Origin of the sequence: Streptomyces sp. NPDC058000 (assembly GCF_042886435.1) — a bacterium.
In the GTDB taxonomy this organism is placed as follows: Bacteria; Actinomycetota; Actinomycetes; order Streptomycetales; family Streptomycetaceae; genus Streptomyces.
Map to the genome: position 1 here is coordinate 172,614 of NZ_JBHVQS010000012.1, position 21,239 is coordinate 193,852.

At 73.2% G+C, this 21,239-nt stretch carries 16 protein-coding genes; 3 read left to right on the plus strand and 13 right to left on the minus strand.

Going from position 1 to position 21,239, the window contains the following annotated elements; all coding sequences use genetic code 11:
• From ACFVT2_RS15830 to ACFVT2_RS15845, 4 genes are all read right to left on the minus strand, one after another.
• Nucleotides 1–2,628, minus strand: a complete 2,628-nt coding sequence (locus ACFVT2_RS15830) for a tetratricopeptide repeat protein (RefSeq protein WP_390017417.1) — start codon at nucleotides 2,626–2,628, stop codon at nucleotides 1–3.
• A complete protein-coding gene (locus ACFVT2_RS15835) occupies nucleotides 2,625–3,977 on the minus strand; it encodes a hypothetical protein (RefSeq protein ID WP_390017419.1) in 1,353 nt (450 codons plus the stop codon). Before ACFVT2_RS15835 ends, ACFVT2_RS15830 begins: the two co-directional genes overlap by 4 nt.
• 149 nt (nucleotides 3,978–4,126) lie before the next feature.
• Complete coding sequence (locus ACFVT2_RS15840) at nucleotides 4,127–5,128, minus strand: glutamate ABC transporter substrate-binding protein (protein ID WP_390017486.1); 1,002 nt, start codon at nucleotides 5,126–5,128, stop codon at nucleotides 4,127–4,129.
• A gap of 20 nt (nucleotides 5,129–5,148) precedes the next feature.
• Nucleotides 5,149–6,570: a hypothetical protein gene (locus tag ACFVT2_RS15845; RefSeq protein WP_390017488.1), complete on the minus strand. Its 1,422-nt coding sequence runs from the start codon at nucleotides 6,568–6,570 to the stop codon at nucleotides 5,149–5,151.
• 501 nt (nucleotides 6,571–7,071) lie between these two features.
• Here ACFVT2_RS15845 and ACFVT2_RS15850 point away from each other — a divergent pair.
• Nucleotides 7,072–7,764, plus strand: a complete 693-nt coding sequence (locus ACFVT2_RS15850) for a FadR/GntR family transcriptional regulator (protein WP_390017421.1) — start codon at nucleotides 7,072–7,074, stop codon at nucleotides 7,762–7,764.
• Nucleotides 7,765–7,901: 137 nt separating this feature from the next.
• Complete coding sequence (locus ACFVT2_RS15855) at nucleotides 7,902–8,219, plus strand: hypothetical protein (RefSeq protein ID WP_390017424.1); 318 nt, start codon at nucleotides 7,902–7,904, stop codon at nucleotides 8,217–8,219.
• Nucleotides 8,220–8,340: 121 nt separating this feature from the next.
• Here ACFVT2_RS15855 and ACFVT2_RS15860 read toward each other — a convergent pair whose 3' ends face one another.
• The 8 genes from ACFVT2_RS15860 to ACFVT2_RS15895 all read right to left on the minus strand — a co-directional run bounded on the left by ACFVT2_RS15860 (nucleotide 8,341) and on the right by ACFVT2_RS15895 (nucleotide 17,263).
• Entirely contained in the window at nucleotides 8,341–9,333 is a 993-nt protein-coding gene (locus tag ACFVT2_RS15860; protein ID WP_390017427.1) for an N-acetylglucosamine kinase, read from the minus strand.
• A complete protein-coding gene (locus ACFVT2_RS15865; RefSeq protein ID WP_390017430.1) occupies nucleotides 9,324–10,790 on the minus strand; it encodes a 6-phospho-beta-glucosidase in 1,467 nt (488 codons plus the stop codon). The genes ACFVT2_RS15860 and ACFVT2_RS15865 overlap by 10 nt, the downstream gene beginning before the upstream one ends.
• A gap of 6 nt (nucleotides 10,791–10,796) precedes the next feature.
• Nucleotides 10,797–11,702, minus strand: a complete 906-nt coding sequence (locus ACFVT2_RS15870) for a carbohydrate ABC transporter permease (protein ID WP_390017432.1) — start codon at nucleotides 11,700–11,702, stop codon at nucleotides 10,797–10,799.
• A gap of 26 nt (nucleotides 11,703–11,728) precedes the next feature.
• On the minus strand, nucleotides 11,729–12,685 hold the full coding sequence (locus tag ACFVT2_RS15875) for a carbohydrate ABC transporter permease (RefSeq protein WP_390017435.1): 957 nt from the start codon (nucleotides 12,683–12,685) through the stop codon (nucleotides 11,729–11,731).
• Between the two features lie 11 nt (nucleotides 12,686–12,696).
• On the minus strand, nucleotides 12,697–14,082 hold the full coding sequence (locus ACFVT2_RS15880; protein WP_390017438.1) for an ABC transporter substrate-binding protein: 1,386 nt from the start codon (nucleotides 14,080–14,082) through the stop codon (nucleotides 12,697–12,699).
• Nucleotides 14,083–14,150: 68 nt separating this feature from the next.
• Complete coding sequence (locus ACFVT2_RS15885) at nucleotides 14,151–15,287, minus strand: ROK family protein (protein ID WP_390017440.1); 1,137 nt, start codon at nucleotides 15,285–15,287, stop codon at nucleotides 14,151–14,153.
• 419 nt (nucleotides 15,288–15,706) lie between these two features.
• Nucleotides 15,707–16,045, minus strand: a complete 339-nt coding sequence (locus tag ACFVT2_RS15890; protein WP_390017442.1) for a hypothetical protein — start codon at nucleotides 16,043–16,045, stop codon at nucleotides 15,707–15,709.
• A 132-nt stretch (nucleotides 16,046–16,177) separates the two neighbouring features.
• Nucleotides 16,178–17,263 (minus strand): mechanosensitive ion channel family protein, encoded by a 1,086-nt coding sequence (locus tag ACFVT2_RS15895; protein ID WP_390017445.1) that lies wholly within the window; start codon nucleotides 17,261–17,263, stop codon nucleotides 16,178–16,180.
• Nucleotides 17,264–17,554: 291 nt separating this feature from the next.
• Here ACFVT2_RS15895 and ACFVT2_RS15900 point away from each other — a divergent pair, with 291 nt between their 5' ends.
• Nucleotides 17,555–18,091 carry an HNH endonuclease gene (locus ACFVT2_RS15900; protein WP_006605595.1) on the plus strand — a complete coding sequence of 179 codons (537 nt, stop codon included), beginning with the start codon at nucleotides 17,555–17,557 and terminating at the stop codon, nucleotides 18,089–18,091.
• Nucleotides 18,092–18,173: 82 nt separating this feature from the next.
• On the opposite strand, the gene ACFVT2_RS15905 is transcribed toward ACFVT2_RS15900, so the two are convergent.
• Nucleotides 18,174–21,140: a beta-N-acetylglucosaminidase domain-containing protein gene (locus ACFVT2_RS15905; RefSeq protein ID WP_390017448.1), complete on the minus strand. Its 2,967-nt coding sequence runs from the start codon at nucleotides 21,138–21,140 to the stop codon at nucleotides 18,174–18,176.
• Between the last annotated feature and the right edge of the window lie 99 nt (nucleotides 21,141–21,239).

Below are 21,239 nucleotides of genomic sequence, written 5' to 3' on the forward strand. Positions count from 1 at the left end.
TCACACCCATGTCCTGGGGCGGAAGCGGTTGGCCCGTTCCACCAGTTCGATCCTTTCCTCGCCACGCTGCGCGAGCCGCGCCAGCAGGCGGTACGAACGCTCCAGCCCGAACCGCAGCCCGCGTTCGTCCAACGGGTGGCCGAGCAGCGCCGGCCGCTGGTGCGCAGCCGCCGGCCCGGCCGTGCCGTCCGACCCCCCGTCATGCGGAGCGCCGGCCGCGGGCCCGTCGCCGTGGCTCCCGGAGAGTACCCAGTCCAGGGCACTGCCCAGTACTTCGGTGGCGAGGAGTTCCCGGCGCCGGTCGTCCAGACCGAAGTCGGCCAGCCCCTCGACCTGTTGGGCGGCGGCCCGCAGGTCCGGCAGCAGTGGCTCCCGGGGCGAGCGCTGCCGCAGCCGGGCCCGGACCGCCGCGATCCGGGCCGCCGTGTAGTGGATGGACGCCTCCGGGACGGACTCCAGCGCCGCCACCGCACCCGTCCGGTCGCCGGCCGCCAGCCGCACCCGGGCCAGCCCGAACGCGGCACTCACATAGCCGCGGTCGGTCGCCCATACGAGGCGGTAGTACTCCGCGGCGTTGTCCAACTGCCCCAGCAGCTCGGCGCTGATGCCCAGCGCCAGCTTCGGCGCCGGTTCCCCCGGAAAGGCGTCGTAGACCGCGTCGAAGGCCAGCGCGGCGCCCTCCCGGTCGCCGGTCGCCAGCGCCACCAGCCCGCGGTGCCACACCACCCGCCAGTCCCCGGACCCCGCCCCGGCCCGGTCCGCGTCGGGCTTCCCGGCGGCGTCCCACGGGCCGTCGGCCCACCGCTCCCCGGCGTCCGGTCCGTCGGACGGCTGGTCCGCCGTGCCCTCGGCCAGCTCCAGTTGGGCGCGCAGGGACCGCAGCCGGACCTCCGGCGAGTCGGTCGGCGCCGCCCGCAGGGCCGCCAGCAGCTCCGCCGGGGTCGCGGCGTGCAGACCGGCCAGGAACCCGGCATTGGGGTCGTCCGGATCGGCCCGCGGCACCGGCAGCGCCAGCGCCGCCCCGGCCACGTCGAGGGGCCGGAGCCGCGGCCCGCCGGCCGCCCGTACCGGATCCTCCGCGGCCGCCCGCACGGCCCGCCCCCGGCCGGCCCGCCGGCGGGCACCCAGCAGCGAACCGTCCCCGGCCGGCGGCGGCAGCAGCTCGGTGCCCACCACCCGCAGTTCGGGCCCGAACAGGGTCGACAACGCCGGCCGCGGCTCACCCGTCCGGAGCGCCACCACCTCCCGCAGCACGCCCGTCAACTGCTCGGCCATCTCCTCCGCCGACCCGAAACGGCGCCCCGGATCCGGATCGGTGGCCCGCACCAGGAGCCGGTAGAACGACTCGTAGGCGCGGAACACCTCGATGTGGTCCGGGTCCGGCAGGGAGTCCGCGAAGACGTTGGTGTAGCCCTGGAAGTCGAAGGTGAGGACGGCGAGGGTACGGGCGACGGTGTACAGGTCGGAGGCGATCGACGGGCCCACCTCGCCGACCTCCGGCGCCTGGTAGCCGATCGTGCCGTAGAGGGGACTCTCGTGGTCGTCCATCCGCCGCACCGCACCCAGGTCGATCAGCTTCAGCCGGTCGTGCTGCTGAATGGCGTTGTCGACCTTGAAATCGCAGTACAGCAACTGCCGACCGTGCAGGTGCCCGAGGGCCTCCAGCGCCTCGATGCCGTACGCGCACGCCTGCTCCACCGGCATCGGATCGCGCCGCCCCTGGGACGTGCGCCGCTCGTTGGCGAGGTCCTGCAAGGACGTGCCGCCGACGTACTCCATGACGATGTAGCCGTCCCGGCTGCCCGTGGAACGGTCCAGGTGCTCCACGAAGTTGTAGATCCGCACGATGTTGGGGTGCTCGATCGCCGCCAGGTACCGCCGCTCGGACACCGCCGCCGCCAGCGCCTCCTCGTCACCGGTGTCCAACAGGCCCTTGAGGACCACCCACCGGTCGTCGACCGCCCGGTCCCGCGCCAGATAGATCCAGCCCAGCCCGCCGTGCGCCAAACACCCCACGACCTCGTACTGGTCGTGCACCAACTCCCCGGACCGCAACTTGGGCACGAAACTGTACGGATGGCCGCACTTCGTGCAGAAGCCCTCCGCCGTGCCCGGCCGGCCGTCCCGACCCCGACCCACCGGCGACCCGCACTCGCCGCGGCTACAGAACCGCTTCCGCTCCGGCACCTCCGGATCCGCCAGCACCGCCGCCCGCGGATCGCGCCGCGGCACCTGCGGCACCGTCACCAGCCCGGCACCCAGCCGCCCGCGCGCCGCCCCGGAACCACCCCCCGAGCCCGAACCCGGCCGGCCGCTCCCGGTGCCGCGCACCACCGGCGGCGTCCGCCCGCCCGACCCGCTCCCGGCCCCCGCCGGGAGCCCCGGCACGTGCGTCCCGGCCGTCCGACGCGCCCGCGCCCCGGACGGCGGCGGCGCGGCGACCGTCGCGCCCCCGACGTCCACCCGCTGCGTCAACACCGTCGCGGTCGCCGACAGCAGCCCCTCGGGGGACACCACCGGCGCCAGCCCGCACACCTCGCAGTACAGTTCACCGCCACCGTCGGCGACGTCTTCGTAGCGCCCCGCGCACTCCCGCCGCTGGCACCGTCCCCCGTCCCGCTCCGTCACGGCTCCCCCCTGCCGTCCCGCGCCTCCGGAACGATGGCTTCCGCCGCCGCCTCCTGATAGCGCCACACCGCCTGCTCCGCCGCCCGCAGATCGCACGGCGCACTCCACAACATCCGGCGCGCCAGGTCGTACCGCTCCACCAGCAGCGGATCCGCCGACAAGCCGTGCCGCGTCACCCGCGCCCGGTACGCATCCAGCCGGCCCCGCAACTCGGCCCGCACCGCCAGCGGCGCGGTCACCGCCGTCAACGACTCCCGGGCCCGCTGGAGTTCGTCCTCGGCCCGGTCCTCCAGGCTGTCCAGCAGCGGCGACAACCGGTGCCACTGCGCCCGACGGCGGTACTCCGCGGCCGCCACCAACTGCTCGTGCAGCACCGTCGACGGACCGCTGACCGCCGGCACCTCCGACGCGGCGATCTTCGCCAGCACCTCACCGCGCGCCTGCCGCGCCTCGGTCAACGTACGGTCCGCCCGCGACAGCACGTCGCGCAGCACCATCAGCCGCCGCTCCGCGTCCTGCCGCACGTCCAGCACCGCCGCCACCTCGCGCCGGATGTCCTCCAACGCCCGCGCCGCCCGGTCGTACCGGACGGTGTCCGGACGACCGCCGCCCGGCGCCGCACTCCCCGCCCCCGACGACACCCAGAACGCCAACGGATCCGCGATCACCTGGGCCCGCAACCGCGCCAACTCGTCCGTGATCCGCTCCAGATCGTCGCCCGCCGGATGCTCCCCGGGACGCACCCCCACCGAATGCGCCAACGACCGCGTCCGCCGCAGCTCCTCGGCCAACAGGTCTATCCGGGCCGGCAGCGCCGACCACACCGCGTCCGCCGCCACGATGACGTCCAACGACCGCGCGTACAGCCCGGTCAACCGGCCGACCAGCTCCTCCAGCCCGAGCCGGCCCTCTCCTCCCCATTCCGCGCGAGCAGGGGGTACCTCGGGGCCCGGCCCGCCGTCGCCGCCCCCGTCACCCGCCCCGGCCGGCACCGGCACCGCACCGCCGCGCAGCACCTCCGACAGCTCCGCCAGATCCTCCGCGGACGGCCAACGCCGCCGCCCCCGCACCTCCCGGGCCGCCGCCAACACCTCCGTATAGGCGTCGAACAACGACCACAGCACCGCCAGGGACCGCTCCGTCTCGGCCCACCGCTCCTTGGTGACGCCCGACAGGTCGGCGCCCTCCAGGAGCCGACGGCCGGCATGGTCCTGCAACGCGAGCAGCGAACTCTCGATCGCCTCGTACTCGGCGCCGAGCCGCGCCAGCGCACGGTCCGCCTCCTCCCGGTCCAGCACCGGGGCATCGGGCCTCCCCGCCGAGCCGGGGAAGGGTCCAGGGACCCCCATCGTTCACCTCTCCAATACGCGTACCGTGCACGGCGGTTGGTGCGCCCGGCTCGCTCGCCGGCCCTTCGGCTCCCCTTCCCCCGCTCCAGCCCCTCCATAGTGACCCCATCGGACGCTCCGTGGGGCACCCGACCACGCCCGGGCCGCCCTCAGTCGCCGTACTCCGGCGCCGGCGGCCCCGATATGCCCGGCAGATCGGCCTTCAGCCACTTCCGGTACGCCCGCATCCACGGACTGTCGTCCCCGCCGCTGCGGTAGTCGTCCAGGACCTTGTTGACCCGACGCACCAGATCCGGGTCGTCCTTGTTCATCGCCACGCCGTACGACTCGTCCGTGAACGGCTTGCCCTTCAACTCCACCGTCGGGTCCTGCGCCGCCTGCGCCGCCGCCAACGCACTGTCGGTGACCACCGCGTCCGCCTCGCCCAACTGGAGCCGCACCAGGCAGTCCAGCTGATTGGGCGCGGTCAGCACCCGCGCACCGTGACTGCGCCGCCGCAGCTCCGACTCCCCCGTCGAACCGTCCGCGGTGCACACCCGCCTGCCGCGCAGCGAATCGTCGAACGCCGTGATCGGCGACGCCTTCGGGGCCAGCACCTGCTGCCCCGCCTGGAAGTACGCCGTCGAGAACGCCACCTTCTCCTTGCGCTCACAGTTGATCGTCATCGTCCGCACCACCATGTCCACCGTGCGCTGCTGCACCGCGGGGATCCGCTGGTTGGTGGGCACCGCCTGGAACACGACCTTGGCGCCCGGCCCCAGGATGTCCTTGGCGATCGCCCGCGCCAGATCGATGTCGAAGCCCTCCAACGCGCCCGTGTCCCGGTCCCGGTACCCCCACCGGTACGTGTTCTGGTCCACCCCGACGACCAGCTGACCCTTCTCCTTGATCCGTTCCACCGCCGGCCCGTCGGCCGGCGACGGCCGCAGGCTCTCCGCCGCGGTGCCCGGCGTACAACGCGCCCCCGCCGGCGTCGCGCGCGTCGTCCCCGGCCCGTACGCCCGGTGCTCCGCCACCGGCCCGGACACCTCCGGGTGCGCACCGCGACCCAGCGCGGGCACCAACACCGTCGCGGCCGCCGCCATCACGGCCATACCCGCCGCGACCGGCGCCAGCACGGCCCGCAGATCCCGCAGCCCCCGCCCGCGCATCACCCGCACCCCAGGCCCCCTCACCGGTACTCCGACAGCCTGCGCCCGACGCCCAGCACCGTGGCCGTCGCCGCCAGCACCGCCAGCACCCCGGCACCCACCGCCAACAGACGGAACCCCGCGCGCCCACCGTCCGCCGTCGTCCGGAACCGCGCCTGCTCGTGCACCAACGCCCGACCCAACCCGGTGTCCACCCGGTCGAACGACGCGCCCGTAGCACCGCCCCCACCGATCACCAGCGCCAACGCCCGGTCGTAGTCCCCCTTGTCGTCCGCCGCCCGCGCCGCGGCGTGCCGCGTCCGCCACTCCCCGACGGCCGCCACCGCGTCCCGCACCGGCCGCCGCCCCGCCTCGTCGTCCACCAGCGCCAGCGCCTTCCCCAGCTCACCCGCGGTGGCCACCGACCCCGGGCCGGCCGCGCCCGCCAGATGCCCCATCTTCGCCTGGAAGTCGACCTCGTAGAAGTCCTTCTGGTCAGGCGTCAGCACCGCGCCGCGCGCCACCAACGTCAGATTCTCGTCCGCCCGCGCCCGCAGCGCGTCGATCCGCGCGGTGTTGAGCGCCTGCAACGACCGGGTGCCGTGCTCATACGCATCGGTCAGCCCGGCCCGCGCCACCGCGTGCCCGGCCGCCAGCCACACCAGCACCGCCACCGAAGCCACCGTCGCCGCCAGCAGACCGCGGTTGAACACCCGGTTGGTACGCCGGTAGTGCCGGCGCTGCGCCCACACCAGCGCCCCGAGGGCACTGCCCCCCACGGCCAGCGCGAACCACGGCCACGCCGTGGCCCGGGCCTGGTCGGCGGCCAGCCGCTGCGTCTCCGCCTCGTACAACGCCTGGGCCGCCGGCAGGAGTTCCGTCCGCATCTGCGCGTTCGCGTACCGCAGATAGGCACCGCCCAGCGGCAACCCCTGCCGGTTGTTGGTCCGGGCCGTCTCGATCAGCCCGGTGTACCGCGGCAGCAACTGGTTCAGCCGGGCGATCTGCTCCCCGGCCCGATCCGCCGCGCCGCCCTCCGCGCCCGGCACCCGCGCGTTCGCCGCCGCCTTCACCAGCAGCTGCGACGCCGTCGCGAGGTCCGCCTCGTACCGCTTCCGGGTCGCCACGGACTCCGTGCCGCCCGCCAGGAACCCGCCGGCCGCCGTGGTGTCGGCGTCCGCCAACGACCGGAAGACGCTCGCCGCGTCCGCGGTCAGCGGCTGGCTGCGCAGTACGACGTCATCGGCGGCCGCGGACCGGTCCGTCACCTGCCAGGCGGTGGCCGCCCCGAACACCACGACCAGCAGCGCCAGCACCGCACCGATCGCGCGCAGCCGACCCGGCTCGGTCGTCGCCGCGGCCCGCAGCCGGTCCAAGCCCTCGGCCCAGGCGGTGCGCCGGCGCGCGCCCGGGCGGGCACCCGGCGCGGCACGGCCGGCCGGCGCCGGCTCCGCGGACGGCACCGGGGAAACCGGCGTCACGGACGATACGGACGACACCGACGAACCACCCCCTAGGTCGCTGACTGCGGGCCGACCCCGCGCCCGGCGCCCACGAGCACGGGCGCACGGCCGTCAGTATGTCCGGGCCGCCCGACCACCACACCGGACTTGACCCGATCTTGTTCGGAACGCCAAACACCAAACGCCGAACACCCCACGACGGCGCACCCCCGCCTCCCTCCCTCCACCACGCCCGCCCGCCGCACTGCGGTTCCCCGCCCGCCCCCGCCGCCCCTCCGGGCCGGGACGGGCCGCAGCCGCCCCGCATTACCCTTACGAGGAATCGTCGGACATCAGGCGACCCGGATCGGACGCTCCACCGCCGGCCGCCGCCCCGGGTGACACGCGTCCGGAGTCCCGCACCACGGGACCCGCACCGCCCACCCCGGGCCGCCCGTGCCGGACCCGTCCGGCTCCTGCGCCACCCGAAGATGTCCGTCCTGCGAGAAGGGGAGTGATCGAGTGCAGACCGTCCGGAAGGGCCGGGTGTCGCTCGTGGAGTCCGCGACCGACGAGATCCGCGGCCAGATCGTCAACGGGATCTGGCCCGTGGGCAGCCGCATCCCGCCCGAGAGCGCCCTCTCCGAGACCCTCGGCGTCAGCCGCGCCTCGGTCCGCGAGGCCGTCCGCTCACTCGTCCACTCCGGCCTCCTCGAACCCCGGCAGGGCGACGGCACCTTCGTGATCTCCGACGACGACAGCGCGGTCGCCCTCCGCCGCCGCCTGGAACGCGCCGAGCTCAGCCACGTCACCCAGGTACGCCAGGGGCTCGACGTGGTCGCCGCCCGCCAGGCCGCCAAGCACCGCACCGACGAACAGCTCGCCGGCATCGAGGCCGCCCTGGACCGCCGCAAGGCCGCCCTCGCGCACCACGACAGCGAGGCGTTCACCGCCGCCGACGCAGAGTTCCACATCCTGGTCGCCGAGGCCAGCGCCAACCCCGTGCTCGCCGACATCTACCGTTCCCTCAGCGCCGCCCTGCGCGAGGAACTCCGGCGCGCCGCCTGCCTGGACACCGCCGACGCAGCTCCCGCCGACCCGCACTCCCGCCTCACCGATGCCATCCGCGCCCAGGACCCCCAGGCCGCCGTCGACGCCGCCGTCCTCCTCCTCGCCGGCCACGTACGCGACCTGGCGCTGCCGCTCGACGATTGACCGGCGGCGCGTGCACCATGCCCCGCACGCCCCCCCACTTCACTCCCACGCGCCGCTGACGAACCCACCCCCTCCGACTACGCTGAGTTACGAAAGGTTGGTCATCCCGCCAACCCCCGAAGCGCCGGAGGCACGCCATGCGCCGCATCAACCGACTCCTGACCCCCCTCACCAAGGCCACCGCCAAGGCCACCACCAGGGACCCGGCCACCCCGGCCCACCCCGCCCCGGCCAGCGGATTCCTCACCATCGGCAGCACGACCTACATCAACCCGGCCGGCACCTACCCCCTCTTCCACTCCGCCGACGGCACCCTCACCCCCGTCATCAACGACACCGACCACCCCATCACCATCATCACGGAAAGCGACCACTCCCCGCCGCCCGCCGACCTGATCCTCGGACCTGGCGAACGCACCGAGACCCGCAGAGGCGACTGCGTTCAGGTGGGCTGAGCGATTCCCTGGCCAGGCATGACGTCAGCCCCCGCACTCCGCCGGCAGGCGACCGACCGATACCGCTGATGTGGCGTTGACTTGCGGGTGATGTGCCGCTGATGGGCCGCGGGCCCGGGCGCTATGCCCACTCCGACCGCAGCCGCTCGTAAGCCTGTGGGGGTGGTGCCGGGTTCGTCTGGTCCAGGGCGTCGAGGGCGGCGCCGAGGACGGGGGGTGCGGTGATGACGTGGGGCATCGCCTTGGGGGCGTGTTCGGCGAGGAGGTGGGTGAGGTGGTCGTGGAGGAGGGGGTGCCGGGCGGCGAGGACGCCGCCGCCGAGGATGACCGGGGTCGGTTCGGAGAGGAGGTCGAGGCGGCCCAGGGCCACGGTGGCCATCAGGGCGATCTCTTCCGCCTGGCGGGCCACGACGGAGCGGGCGACGGCGTCGCCGTCCGCGGCGAGGGCGAAGAGGAGCGGGGTCAGTTCGTGCCGGCGGGCGTCGGGGATCCGGTGCAGGTGCAGGGCTTCGATCAGTTCCAGCACGGTGGCCAGGCCGAAGTGGGCCGGTAGCGCGCGGGCGAGTTCGCTCGGTGCGCCACGGCCGTCCTCGGCGCGGGCCGCGTGCCACAGGGCCTCGTCGGCGAGGAAGGCACCGCCGCCCCAGTCGCCGGAGAGGCGGCCGATGGACGGGAAGCGGGCGGTCGCTCCGCCGCGGCCGAGACCGACGCAGTTGATGCCGGCGCCGCAGACCACGGCGACGCCCAACGGTTCGCCGTGGTCGGGGAGTCCGGCACGGAGCAGGGCGAAGGTGTCGTTGCGGACGGTGACGGTGTCCGCCCAGCCGCGGGCGGTGATCTCGGCGGTCAGGTGGGTCACTTCGATGGGGAGGTCGGCGTTGGCGAGGAAGGCGGAGAGATGGGCGACCGGGCCGTTGTCGGTCAGCCCGGCCTGGGCCCGGGCCGCGGCGATCAGGGGGGTCAGGACGTCCACGGCGCGGGCGGTGCCCACCACTGGGGGCTGGAAGCCGCCGCCGCGGGCCCGGCCGAGGATCCTGCCGTCCGTGGCCAGCAGGGCCACGTCGGTCTTGCTGTTGCCCGCGTCGATGGCGAGCGCTGTGCCGGTCAGGCCCACGTGAGGTGCTCCCGGTTGTGTGCGATCAGCTCGTCGGTGAGCCGGTTCGCGTAGTCGATCTGGCCGATGAGGGGGTGTGCGAGGAGTGCGGAGAAGACCCGGTCGCGGCCGCCCTTGAGGGCTGCCTCCAGGGCCAGGTGCTCGTAGGCCGTGACATTGGCGACCAGTCCGGCGAAGAGGGGGGCGAGGGGGCGGAGGGGGAGGGGGGAGGCCCCCCGGGGCCCCACCGCCGCCGGGACCTCGATCACCGCATCGTCCGGCAGGAACGGCAGCGTGCCGTTGTTGAGGGTGTTGACGATCTGGACGTCGCCGGCCGGTCGGGCGGTGGTGTCCCGGGCCCCGCCGGCCGCAGCGCTCCCGGGCCCGGCCCCCGCCCCGATCTCCCCGAACACCCTGATCTCCCCGGCCGCTTGGATCCCCCCGGCCGCTCGGATCGCCGCGGCCGCCCCGATCTCCCCGGCCGCCCCGATCGCCGTGGCTGCCCCAATCTCCGCGGCCGTACCGCCCCCGTTACCGCCCCCGTCACCGCCGCCCAGCAGTGCCGACGTCAGTGCCACTGCCGCTTCGGAGTAGAAGGCGCCGCCGCGGCGGGCGAGGAGTTCGGGCTTCTCGGCGAGTGTCGGGTCGGCGTAGAGGTCGAGGAGTTGGCGTTCGATGGCGGCGACCTCGGCGGCGCGGGAGGGTTTGGTGCGCAGCTCCTCCACGACCGCGTCGTGCTGGTAGTAGTAGCGCAGGTAGTAGGAGGGGACGACGCCCAGGTGGTCGAGGAGCGGGCGCGGCATGCGGATGTCGGCGGCGACGGCGTCGCCGTGTTCGGCGAGGAGCTTGGGCAGGACGTCCTTGCCGTCGACGCGGACGGCGCGTTCCCAGGTGAGGTGGTTGAGGCCGACGTGCTCCAACTCGATCCGTTCGGGGGTCACCCCGAGCAGCTTCGCGAACTTCCGTTGGAAGCCGATGGCCACGTTGCACAGCCCGACGGCCTTGTGGCCGTGGCCGAGCAGGGCCCGGGTGACGATGCCCACCGGGTTGGTGAAGTCCACGATCCAGGCGTCCGGGCAGCGGCGGCGGACCCGTTCGGCGATGTCCAGGACGACCGGGACGGTGCGCAGTGCCTTGGCGAGACCGCCCGCGCCGGTGGTTTCCTGGCCGACGCAGCCGCACTCCAGCGGCCAGGTCTCGTCCTGGTTGCGGGCGGCCTGTCCGCCGACCCGCAGCTGGAGGAGGACGGCGTCGGCGCCGTCGAGGCCGGCGTCGAGGTCGTCGGTCCAAGTGATCTTTCCCGGGTGGTCCTGTCGGGCGAAGATCCGGCGGGCCAGTCCGCCGATCAGCTCCAGCCGTTCGGTGGCCGGGTCGATCAGCACGAGTTCGGTGACCGGCAGGGCGTCACGCAACCGCGCGAAGCCGTCGATGAGTTCGGGGGTGTAGGTCGAGCCGCCGCCGACCACTGCGAGCTTCATGTCGTTTCAGCCCTTCACTCCGGTGAGTGTGACGCCTTCGACGAAGGCTTTCTGCGCGAAGAAGAAAACGAGGATGACGGGGGCCATGACCAGCACCGTGGCGGCCATGGTGAGGTTCCAGTTGACGGAGTGCGCGCTCTTGAAGGACTCCAGGCCGTAGGAGAGCGTCCAGGCCGCCGGGTTCTGCGCGGTGTAGATCTGCGGGCCGAAGTAGTCGTTCCAGCAGTAGAAGAACTGGAAGAGGGCGATGGCGGCGATGCCGGGGCGGGCCATCGGGATGACGATCCGCAGCAGGGTGCGGAGTTCGCCGCAGCCGTCGACCTTCGCGGACTCCACGTATTCCTGGGGGATCGTCAGGAGGAACTGGCGGAGCAGGAAGACGGAGTAGGCGTCGCCGAACGCCATCGGGATGACCAGCGGCCAGATCGAGCCGGTCAGGTGCAGTTGCTGCGCCCACACCAGGTACATCGGGATGACGACGACCTGGGGCGGCAGCATCATCGTGGAGATGACGAGGATCATCGCGGTGCGGCGGCCGCGGAAGCGGAAGCGGGCCAGCGCGTAGGCGGCGGGGATCGCCGAGCAGACCGTGAAGAGGGTGCCCAGTCCCGCGTAGAGCAGGGAGTTCTTCCACCAGTCGAGGAAGCCCGGGGTGGTGAACACGGCGGCGTAGTTGGACCAGTTCCACTCGTGCGGCCACAGTTCGCCGCTCATCGCCTGGTCGTCGTTCATGACGGAGGTCAGGAACACGAAGACGAACGGCAGGAGGAAGAAGAGGGCGGCGGCGATCGCCACCGCGTGCACGGCGATCCAGTGCAGCAGCCGTTTGCGGCGGGCGCGGGCGGCCGGGGCGCCGGCGGTGCCGGGCGTGCGGGCCCGGCCCGGGCGCCGGGTGAGCGTCGTGGTGGTCACGTCGGATCACTCCTTGGTCTTGGCGGTCAGTCGTCCGCCGGGAGCAGGCCGGCGCGCTTGCGCATCAGCAGGGTGGTGACGGCCATCGCGATGGCGAACAGCACCAGGGAAAGGGCGCAGGCCGCACCGGTGTTGAAGTTCTGGAAGCCCAGCGAGTAGATGAGCTGGGGCACCGTCAGGGTGGCGTGGTCCGGGTAGCCGGGCTGGATGACGGAGCCGGGGCCGATGGAGACGCCGGAGGCGAGTTTCCCGGCGACCAGTGCCTGGGTGTAGTACTGCATGGTCTGCACGACGCCGGTGACCACCGCGAACAGCACGATCGGGGTGATCGACGGCCACGTCACGTAGCGGAACTTCCCCCAGGCGCCGGCGCCGTCCAGTTCGGCGGCCTCGTACTGCTCCTTCGGGACGTCCAGCAGTGCCGCCATGAAGATCACCATCAGGTCGCCGATGCCCCACAGGGACAGCAGGACCAGGGACGGTTTGGCCCAGGCCGGGTCGTTGAACCACTCCGGGGCCGGGATGCCGACCGCTCCGAGGATCTCGTTGACCGGGCCGGTCGCCGGGTTGAGCAGGAAGACGAACGCGACGGTGGCGGCCACCGGTGGTGCCAGATACGGCAGGTAGAACGCGGTGCGGAAGAACCCGGCGCCCGATTTGATCCTGGTGATGAGCAGGCCGATGCCCAGGCCGAAGACCACCCGGAGCGCCACCATCACCACGACCAGCCAGAGGGTGTTCCACAGGGCGGGCCCGAACAGCGGCATCTGGGTCAGTACGTATTTCCAGTTCCGCAGGCCCACGAAGGCGGGCTGCTCGATCTGGTTGTAGTGCATGAAGGAGAAATAGACGGTGGCGATCAGCGGGTAGCCGAAGAAGACCGAGAATCCGACGAGCCAGGGGGAGAGGAATCCCAGGATGCGGAGGCGTTCGCGGCGGTGTTTGCGCCGCAGTTCCGGGGCGGGGGAGAGCGTGGCTGCCATGGCAGGCTCCGTCAGTTCTCGGACTGGAGGTTGTCGGCGTCGATCCGCGCGTCGAGTCCGCGCAGTCCCGCGTCGAGGTCGGGAACCTTTCCGGCTTCCTCGGCGTAGGAGAAGTCCTGTAGCGAGAGGAGGTACATGGCGCCGTTGTTGGAGGGGGGCAGTGTGGTGCTGTGCTGATTGCGGGCGATGCCGAGGAAGGCGCGGAAGTCCGGGTCGGCGTCGAGTTTGGGGGAGGTGAGTGCGGCGTTCGTCGACGGGACGTTATGGATGGCGTTGGCGAAGGCGACGACCTGGTCGGTGTCCGTGGTCAGGAATTTCACCAGTTCCCAGGCGGCGTTCTGGTGTTGGCTGCTGTGGGCGATACCGGCGATGGTTCCGGTGAGATAGCCCCGGCCGTAGGTGTCGGCCTGGTCGTCGGGCACCGGCATCGGCGCGACGCCCCAGTTGAACGGCGCCTTGGCCTCCTTGAGCATCAGTCCGCGCCATTCACCGTCCATGTGCATGGCCACCTTCTGCCGCAGGAAGGCGTTCTGTGCGGACATTTCGTCGCCGAAGGTGGTGCGGAACTTCTCCGTCGCGCGGTATCCGCCCTGCGCGTCGACGAGGTCCCGCTGGGTGGTGAAGAAGTCGCGGGTCGACGGGTCCTCGGCGAGTTGGGCCTTGCCGTTCCGGTCGAAGTAGCGGGGACCCCATTGTGCGAAGAGCCGGTCCGGGCTGTTCTGATAGAGCCGGAAGTTGGGCATGAAGCCGACTTGTCGGTAACCGCCGTCCTTGGTGCGCCGGGTGAGTTTCGCGGCGTCCCGTTTCAGTTCCGACATGGTGTGCGGGGGGCGGGAGATGCCGGCTTGTCTGAACGCGTCCTCGTTGTAGTACAGCCCGTAGGTGTCGGCGAGCAGTGGTAGTGCGCACTGTCGGCCGCGGTACTGCGTGTAGCTGAGCAGTGTTTTCGGGAAGACCTTTTCCTTCACCACGCCGGTTTTCTTCATGAAGGGGTCGAGGTCCGCCCACATTCCGGACGAGCAGTACTGCCCGACGTTCTTGGTGGTGAACGACGACACCACGTCGGGGGCGTCGCTGCCGCCGGCCCGCAGCGCCTGGTTCATGGTGTCGTCGGAGACGTTGCCGACCGCCTTCACCGTGATGGTGGGGTGGCTTTTCTCGAAGCGCGCGATGCTGTCGTCGATGGCCTTCACCTCGCCGGGGTTGGACCAGCCGTGCCAGAAGGTGAGGGTGACCGGTCGGGTGGGGTCGTCGAGGTCGCTGCCGACACCGGGGTTGGCGCAGCCCGCGGCGAGCAGCCCGGCGGTGGCCAGGGCCACCGGGAGGCGAAGGAGCCGCGGACGGGGGCGCGGACGGAGCTGAGGACGTGGTCGGACACCCGGGCGCGTGAGCGGCATGCGGACTTCCTTACGTCAGGGGTTCCTTGGGGCCTGGCGGGGCGGGTCGGCCGGGGCGGCGAGGGGGCTCACGCGGTGTCGAAGACCTCGTCGCGGGCCTCGGCGAGTGCCGTGCGCAGTGCGCCGGTGAGGATGGGGTTCCCGGCGATGTCGCTGATCCGGATCTCGGGGCGGGGCAGCGCGAGCCCGGTGAACTCCTCCTCGACCAGGGCCCGCAGGGCCTCCCCGCCGGCCTGCGGCACCTCGCCGGAGAGCACCACCAGGCGGGGGTCGACCACCGCGACCACGGCGGCCAGGCCGGTCGCCAGGCGCCGTGCCACCTCGGCCCGTACGTCGTCCCGGGCCAGTGCCTCGGCGGCGGTGCGGACCTCCGGGGCGCCGTACGCGTGGGCGAGTTCGATGATGCTCGGGGTGCCGACCAGGCGCTGGAACCCGCCGCCGGCGTCCGGCCGTGCGGCGCTGCGGTCGCCGTCCCGGGCCAGTGGTGCGCCGGGCAGCGGCATGTAGCCGATCTCGCCGGCGCCGCCGGTGGCTCCGCGCAGCGGCCGGCCGTCGAGCACGATGGCGGCGCCCACGCCCTCGTCGACCCACACCAGTACGAAGTCGTCGAAGTCCTGGGCGGCGCCGTCGTGTTGTTCGGCGACCGCGGCCAGGTTCACGTCGTTCTCGATGACGAGCGGGACGCCGAGGACCTCGGCCAGTTCTTCGCGCAGTGCCCGCGACTGCCAGCCGGGCAGGTGGGGCGCGTACCGCAGCAGGCCGGTCTGCGGGTCGAGCGCGCCGGGCGTGCCGATGACCGCGCGGTGCAGCTGCCCGCGGTTCAGCCCGGCCTTGGCCAGCGCCCCGTCCACGGCCTGTGTGACGAGCCGGGCCGTCAGGTCGGTGGCGTCGTCGGGGACCGCCGTGGTGTCGATCCGCTCCTCGCCGAGCACCTGCCCGGTGATGTCCGCGACGGCCGCGGTGAGGCCCAGTTGGTCCACGGCGAGCGCGGCGACGTGGGCGGCGGCCGGGTTGATCTCGTAGAGCTGGGCGCTGGGCCCGGGGCGGCCGGTGACGTTGCCGGTCGTCCGGACCAGTCCGGCCGCGGCCAGTCGGGCCAGCAGCTGGGAGGCGGTCGGTTTCGACAGTCCCGTCAGTTCGCCGATCTGGGTGCGGGTCAACGGGCCTTGGGACACCAGGAGGTCCAGTGCGGCCCGGTCGTTCATCGCCCGGAGCACCCTCGGCGTGCCCGGTGTTCCCTGTCCTGCTGCGGCCATGGCTGCTGCCCACCCCGTGTTCCGTGCGGAATCTGACCGGAAGGTGTCTGTTAGGAAACCTTCCAATTACTGGGAAGGAAGGTAGGCCGCCCGTCAGGTGCGCGTCAATGGTGTGGGCGAGGGTTGTGGTTCCGGACGGGCGGGGGGAGCGCACGGAGAGAGGGGCGCCCGGCGGTCGGCCGGTACGCCCCTCGGTGGTCCCCCGTGTCCCCCGTCGTCCCCCGATACCCCCCTGCGTCCCCCGTGCTCGTGCCCCCGTGGTCGTACCCCGTCGCCGGGGCGCCCCCCGGGGCTGCGGGCCGGCCGGCCCCTTGCCTGCCACCGGCCGGCCCGCCCTCGTCAGGAAATCAACCGGACCTCGGCCCGCCTCAGCCCTCTTCCCAGTTGACGCTGCCGACGCCGGTGCCGCCGTCGCAGGTGGCCTCGGAGTGGTCGCGGGCGCCCGGGTTGAGGGTCCGCCAGGGGCCGGTCTGGTCGGGCCACCAGCCGCAGACCACGGTCACCCGGAAGCCGATGGTGCGGTTGGTGTTGTTGGTGCAGTCCGCCGTGCCCCGGCGGCCGTCGCTGTTGGTGGTGCAGGTGAGGTCGTTCTTGATCTGCGGCCGCGCCGTGGCGGACGCGGGGGCGGCGGCGGTCAGGGCCGCCGCGCTGCCGAGCATCAGAACCGAAGCGACGGCCCCCGTGGCCACGCGATTGCGGATCTTCATGGTGAAGTCTCCTTCTCCGTCGTTGGTGTCGTTGGTGCCGACACCCCGCACACGAAGCGGGACCGCGGTACGTATGACAGAGGGGCATGTGATCTGGGTCACATGCCCCTCGGTGTCTGTGTGGTGCGGGAGTTACTTCCCCAACTGCGGCGGTGCGAGCGGCGTCGTCGCCTGGGACTGCGGCGACGACGGGTTGCCGAGCACCGAGGGAGCGGCGACGGCGGCGGACGGGTCGGCCGGCGTCTCCTCTTCCTCCTCGGGGGCCGGGCGCGGCGCGAGGTGGATGCCGGCCGCGTCCAACGCCTGCTTGATGCGCCAGCGCAGCTCCCGCTCGACGCCGCCCGCCTTGCCCGGCATGGTCTTGGCCGAGACGCCGAGCGTGACGGTGTCCAGCGACACCTCGCTCAGGCCCAGCACCTCCACCGGCTCCCACAGCTGCTCGTTCCACGGCTCGGCCTTGGACATCGCCTCGCCGGCGTCGGTGATCACCGCGCGGGCCCGCTTCAGGTCCTGGTCCGCGGCGATCAGCACGTCGACGGAGGCGGTGGACCAGCCCTGGCTGAGGTTGCCGATCCGCTTGACCTCGCCGTTGCGGATGTACCAGATCGCGCCGTTGGCGCCGCGCAGCTTGGTGACCCGCAGGCCGACCTCGATGACCGTACCGGTGGCCACGCCCGCGTCGATCTCGTCGCCGACGCCGTACTGGTCCTCCAGGATCATGAAGACGCCGGAGAGGAAGTCGGTGACGAGGTTGCGGGCGCCGAAACCGATCGCGACACCGGCCACCCCCGCGCTGGCCAGTAGCGGCGCCAGGTTGATCTGGAGGACGGACAGCACGGTCAGTGCGGCCGTGCCCATGATCACGAACGAGGCGACGCTGCGCAGCACCGAGCCGATCGCCTCCGAGCGCTGCCGCCGCCGTTCGGCGTTGACCAGCAGCCCGGCCAGCGCGGTGCCCTGGGCGGCGGTCGCGGTGCGGTTCATCCGCTCGATGAGTTTGGTGATGGTGCGGCGGATCACATGCCGCAGGACCACCGCGATCACGATGATCAGGATGATCTGCAGGGCGGACGTGAGCCACGTCCCCCAGTTCGCCTGTATCCAGCCGGCGGCGTTGGTGGCCTTCTGGGTGGCCTCGTCTAGGGAGGTCGGGCCGGTTGAGCCGGACGCGGCGGTGCGCAGCGGCGCGGCGGCGGCCGACGGGGCGGACCAGTACACAGCGGAACCTTCCGTGAGGGACAGCACGCCCGGCCCGCTCAGGGACCCGAGAAAAGCCGGGCAGATCTACCACACTAACGGGGCAACGCGGGCGGACCGCGCCTGTGTTCGATCAAGGAGGTCCCGGGAAGGCCGGAATGAGCCGGATCTGGTGGGATCTGCGGCGCTGTGGTGGAAAACACCTCCGGCCCGTTACCCGGTCATGGTGGCGCTCCGACCAGGCACCGGGGGACACTGTGGGGAGATCGTCCCGGCGCGAGCCACGCGCCGCCGGCGTACAAGGAGGCACCCGTGCCGCACGTCCTGGTCCTCAATGCGTCGTACGAGCCGCTCGGCGTCGTACCGCTCCGCCGCGCGCTCATCCTCGTCCTCAATGAGAAGGCCGTCAGCCTTGAGGAATCCGGCGCCCTGATGCACAGCGCGACCCATGTCATACCGGCTCCGAGCGTGGTTCGCTTGAAGCGCTTTGTGAGAGTGCCCTTTCGGGGGCCTGTCCCGCTGACCCGTCGGGCGCTGTTCGCCCGGGACGGCGGGCGTTGCATGTACTGCGGTGGCGTCGCAACCAGCGTCGACCACGTCATCCCGCGCAGCCGCGGCGGCCAGCACACCTGGGAGAACGTCGTCGCCGCCTGCCGGCGTTGCAACCACGTCAAGGCCGACCGCCATGTGGCCGAGATCGGCTGGCGACTCCGCCATCAGCCCGCCCCACCGTCCGGACTGGCCTGGCGGATCATCGGCACGGGGCATAGGGACCCGCGCTGGCTGCCTTATTTGCAGCCGTACGGCGCGGATGACGCCTTGGCCCGGATCGATGCCGTATCGGCTTAGATCCGGGCTTTTGCGTCGGTGAGGCGGCGGATGCGGTGTGGCGGGGGCTCCTCGGAACCCCCGCCGCACCGCATCCGGCGTCTCACCCGCTGGTCACCGCGTACGCCTCGACGCCCCACAGCGAGTACCCGAACCGCGTCGCCCGCTTGTCGCCCTGGATGCGGACGTAGCGGGCGTCCTTGGCGTCCATCCGGATCGCCTCCCGACCGCCCTTGCCGTCGCGGACGGTGGCGGCGGTGCGCCAGGTGCGGCCGTCGGTCGAGACCTGGATCCGGTAGGCGGCGGCGTAGGCGTTCTGCCAGTGGAGGACGACCAGTCCCAGTCGGGTCGGCCCGGGCAGGGTGAACTGCAACCAGGAGTTGTCCTCGGCGGGGGAGGACCAGCGGGTCTTCGGGTCGCCGTCGGTGGCCGCGGACGCCGGGAAGTCGTCCGTCTCGTCGCCGGAGGAGGTGGTGTCCGCGCCGCGCGCCAGGTCGGGGCCGCCGGTGGGCGGGAAGACCCGGAGGGTCAGCTGCTGCTCCTGGCCGGCGAAGGCGACGGAGACCCGGTACGTCCCGGAGGGGGTGTCCTTGGGGATGTCCACGCCGAGTGGGACGAGCGCGGTGCCGCCCCGCGGGGCGGTCGCGTCCCGGGGCGCGTGGACGGTGAAGCCCTTGGGCGCGGTGACCGTCAGCGGGCCGTGCACGTCGTCGGGGCGGCGGGAGGAGAGCAGGGCCTGCACCGTGGTCCGGCCGCCGGTCTGCGCGTCGGTCTCGGTACGGGACAGCGCCAGGCCGGCCCGCGGGCCGTCGTCGTACCACGGGGTGAGTGCCTGCACGGACGGTGCCGGGGTGCCGTCGTCCCAGGTCAGGCGTAGTGCGTCGGCACGCAGCCCGGGTGTGCGGGCCTCCGTCCAGCCGGTCGCGGACAGCGGGCCGAGGCGCTGCCAGCCGGCCCCCGGTACGTGCGCCTCCAGGGAGACCGCGCCGGCCGCCGGACCCGGCCCGGTGAGCGCGGTGACCGCGGCCAGCGGCCGTACGCGGGGGAAGGGCACGGTCAGCGACGTCCGGCCGTCGCCGTGGTCCGGGGTCGGGGCGCCGCCGTGGGCCCCCGTCCAGGCGTCCGCCTCGGTCATCGCCCGGTCCAGGAACGGCCCCAGGACGCCCTTGCCGACGGTCACCGGGCTCTGACCGATCTCGGTCCGCGACCGCAGCACGGTGCGCTGTGCCGCCCAGGCCGCGTCGCCGTCGTTCCGGGCCTGCGCCAGGAGGGTGTCCACGGCCTGCGCCCCGGCGTTCCCGTAGCGGGCCAACTGCTCGGCCCACGGCCCGACTTCGGCCCGCAGGTCGGAGGCCAGGTCCCGGGGCGCGCTGCTCATGGTGCCGAACGCGGACCGCAGTGCCCGGGCGGCCTTGGCGTAGTCCGGGTCGGTGCCGGGCCGGCCGTGGTTGATGGCGGCCGCGCGGGCCTTCCAGAAGCGGTCGACGAGCGGCTGGAGGTACCCCGACTCCTCGCGGTTGAGCAGGGACGACGCGGCGTTCCCGGCCAGGGTGCCAAGCGCCGTACGGGCCTTGGGGTCGCCGCCGGCGAGGTCGTCGATGGCCGCCTCCCAGGACTGCTCGGGGCGGTAGTCGCGCGGGTTCCAGGCGTAGTCGGCGGCGGTGAACAGCGGGATCCGGGACGCCAACGGCTGTTCCATGGCGTTGGCGAGCAGTGCCGCCGAGCCGGTGGCGACGGCCGGTTCGCGGCCCGTGTAGGGGCCGAGGAAGATCCGGTCCTGCGCGTAGTCGTTGACCGGGTAGTTGTCCATGGTGACCAGCGGATGGCCGAACGCCTGGCGGGCGGTGGACAGTTCGCCGCCGGTGATGGTCCGCGGGACCACGCCGACGCCCGTCCAGGCCACCTCCACATGGTCGTTGAGCGCCGCCGCCAGCGCACTGCGGTAGGCGGTCGCCCCGTCCTGGTAGAACTCGGTCGGCATCAGGGACAGCGGCGCGGCGCCGGGGTACCGCTCGGCGAGGTGCCGGGCCAGCGCGTTGGCGACGCCCGCCTGGGCCTTGGCGGCCGCCTGCGGCCCGGTCCCGAAGGTCTCCTCGTCGGCGGCGCAGTGCCATTCGCTGTAGCTGACGTCCTGGAACTGGAGTTGGAAGGACCGCACCCCCAGCGCCCACATCGCGTCCACCTTGCGGCGCAGTGCCCGTAGGTCCTCTTCCGAGGACAGGCACATCGCCTGGCCGGGGGTCACCGCCCAGCCGAGCGTGACGTGGTTGGCGCGGGCCCGCTCGGCCAGCGCCCGGAAGTCGGCGCGCTGCGCGGCCGGGTACGGGTCGCGCCACCGTGCCTGCCGGTAGGGGTCGTCGCCGGGCGCGTAGAGGTACTGGTTCTGCTTGGTGCGGCCCATGAAGTCCAGTTGGGCCAGCCGCTGCGGCTGGCTCCACGGCTGTCCGTAGAAGCCCTCGGTGGTGCCGCGGACGCCGGTGGCGGGCCAGTCCCGGACGATCACCGAGGCCACCTGCCGCTGGCCGTCCGGGCCGTCCGGGCCGTCGGTGACCAGCTGGCGCAGGGTCTGCGCGGCGTGGAAGAGGCCGTCCGGGCCGACGCCGTCCAGCGCGATGGTGTCCCGGCCGGCAACCTGGCCCACGGCCAGCCGGTAGCCGCCGGACGGCAGATCGCCGCGGGGCGGCACCCGCAGCGCCCGTAGGGCGTCGTCCGCGGGCGTGCCGCCGGCCAGCAGCACCGGGCCGCCCGCGGGCAGTCGGTCGCCGGGCGCGGCCTGCGCGACGGTGCGCACCCCGGCGTCCCGCAGCAGCCCGCGCAGCACGTCGAGGGCGTACGGGTCGGTGTCCGGCGCGGCCACCAGCACCGCCGTCGGGCCGAGCGGGACCGCCGCGCCGAGCTGCCGCATCGACTGGGGGCGCGGCCAGACCGCGGGCGGCGCGCCGGCGTCGGTGGGGCGGCCGGGCTGGTCGGGGGTGCCGGCGGCGGGGCCGGCTGTAGCCGCCTGGGCGGCCGGTACGCCGGTGAGCAGCCCTCCTATGACGGCGGCGGCCAGCGCGGTGGTCCCCGCCACCCGCGCACGGCTGCCGCCCCTGCCCCTACCGGTTCTTCCGCCCCAAACGCCCCGGACTCGCACGGTCGCTCCTCGTCCCCGAATCTCGTGCTCACCGGC

Excerpts from the sequence above, each read along its gene's own strand:
- ACFVT2_RS15835 (WP_390017419.1), bottom strand. The coding sequence starts at position 3,977 with ATGGGGGTCCCTGGACCCTTCCCCGGCTCGGCGGGGAGGCCCGATGCC.
- ACFVT2_RS15840 (WP_390017486.1), bottom strand. The coding sequence starts at position 5,128 with ATGCGCGGGCGGGGGCTGCGGGATCTGCGGGCCGTGCTGGCGCCGGTC.
- ACFVT2_RS15855 (WP_390017424.1), top strand. The coding sequence starts at position 7,902 with ATGCGCCGCATCAACCGACTCCTGACCCCCCTCACCAAGGCCACCGCC.
- ACFVT2_RS15865 (WP_390017430.1), bottom strand. The coding sequence starts at position 10,790 with ATGAAGCTCGCAGTGGTCGGCGGCGGCTCGACCTACACCCCCGAACTC.
- ACFVT2_RS15875 (WP_390017435.1), bottom strand. The coding sequence starts at position 12,685 with ATGGCAGCCACGCTCTCCCCCGCCCCGGAACTGCGGCGCAAACACCGC.
- ACFVT2_RS15880 (WP_390017438.1), bottom strand. The coding sequence starts at position 14,082 with ATGCCGCTCACGCGCCCGGGTGTCCGACCACGTCCTCAGCTCCGTCCG.
- ACFVT2_RS15885 (WP_390017440.1), bottom strand. The coding sequence starts at position 15,287 with ATGAACGACCGGGCCGCACTGGACCTCCTGGTGTCCCAAGGCCCGTTG.
- ACFVT2_RS15890 (WP_390017442.1), bottom strand. The coding sequence starts at position 16,045 with ATGAAGATCCGCAATCGCGTGGCCACGGGGGCCGTCGCTTCGGTTCTG.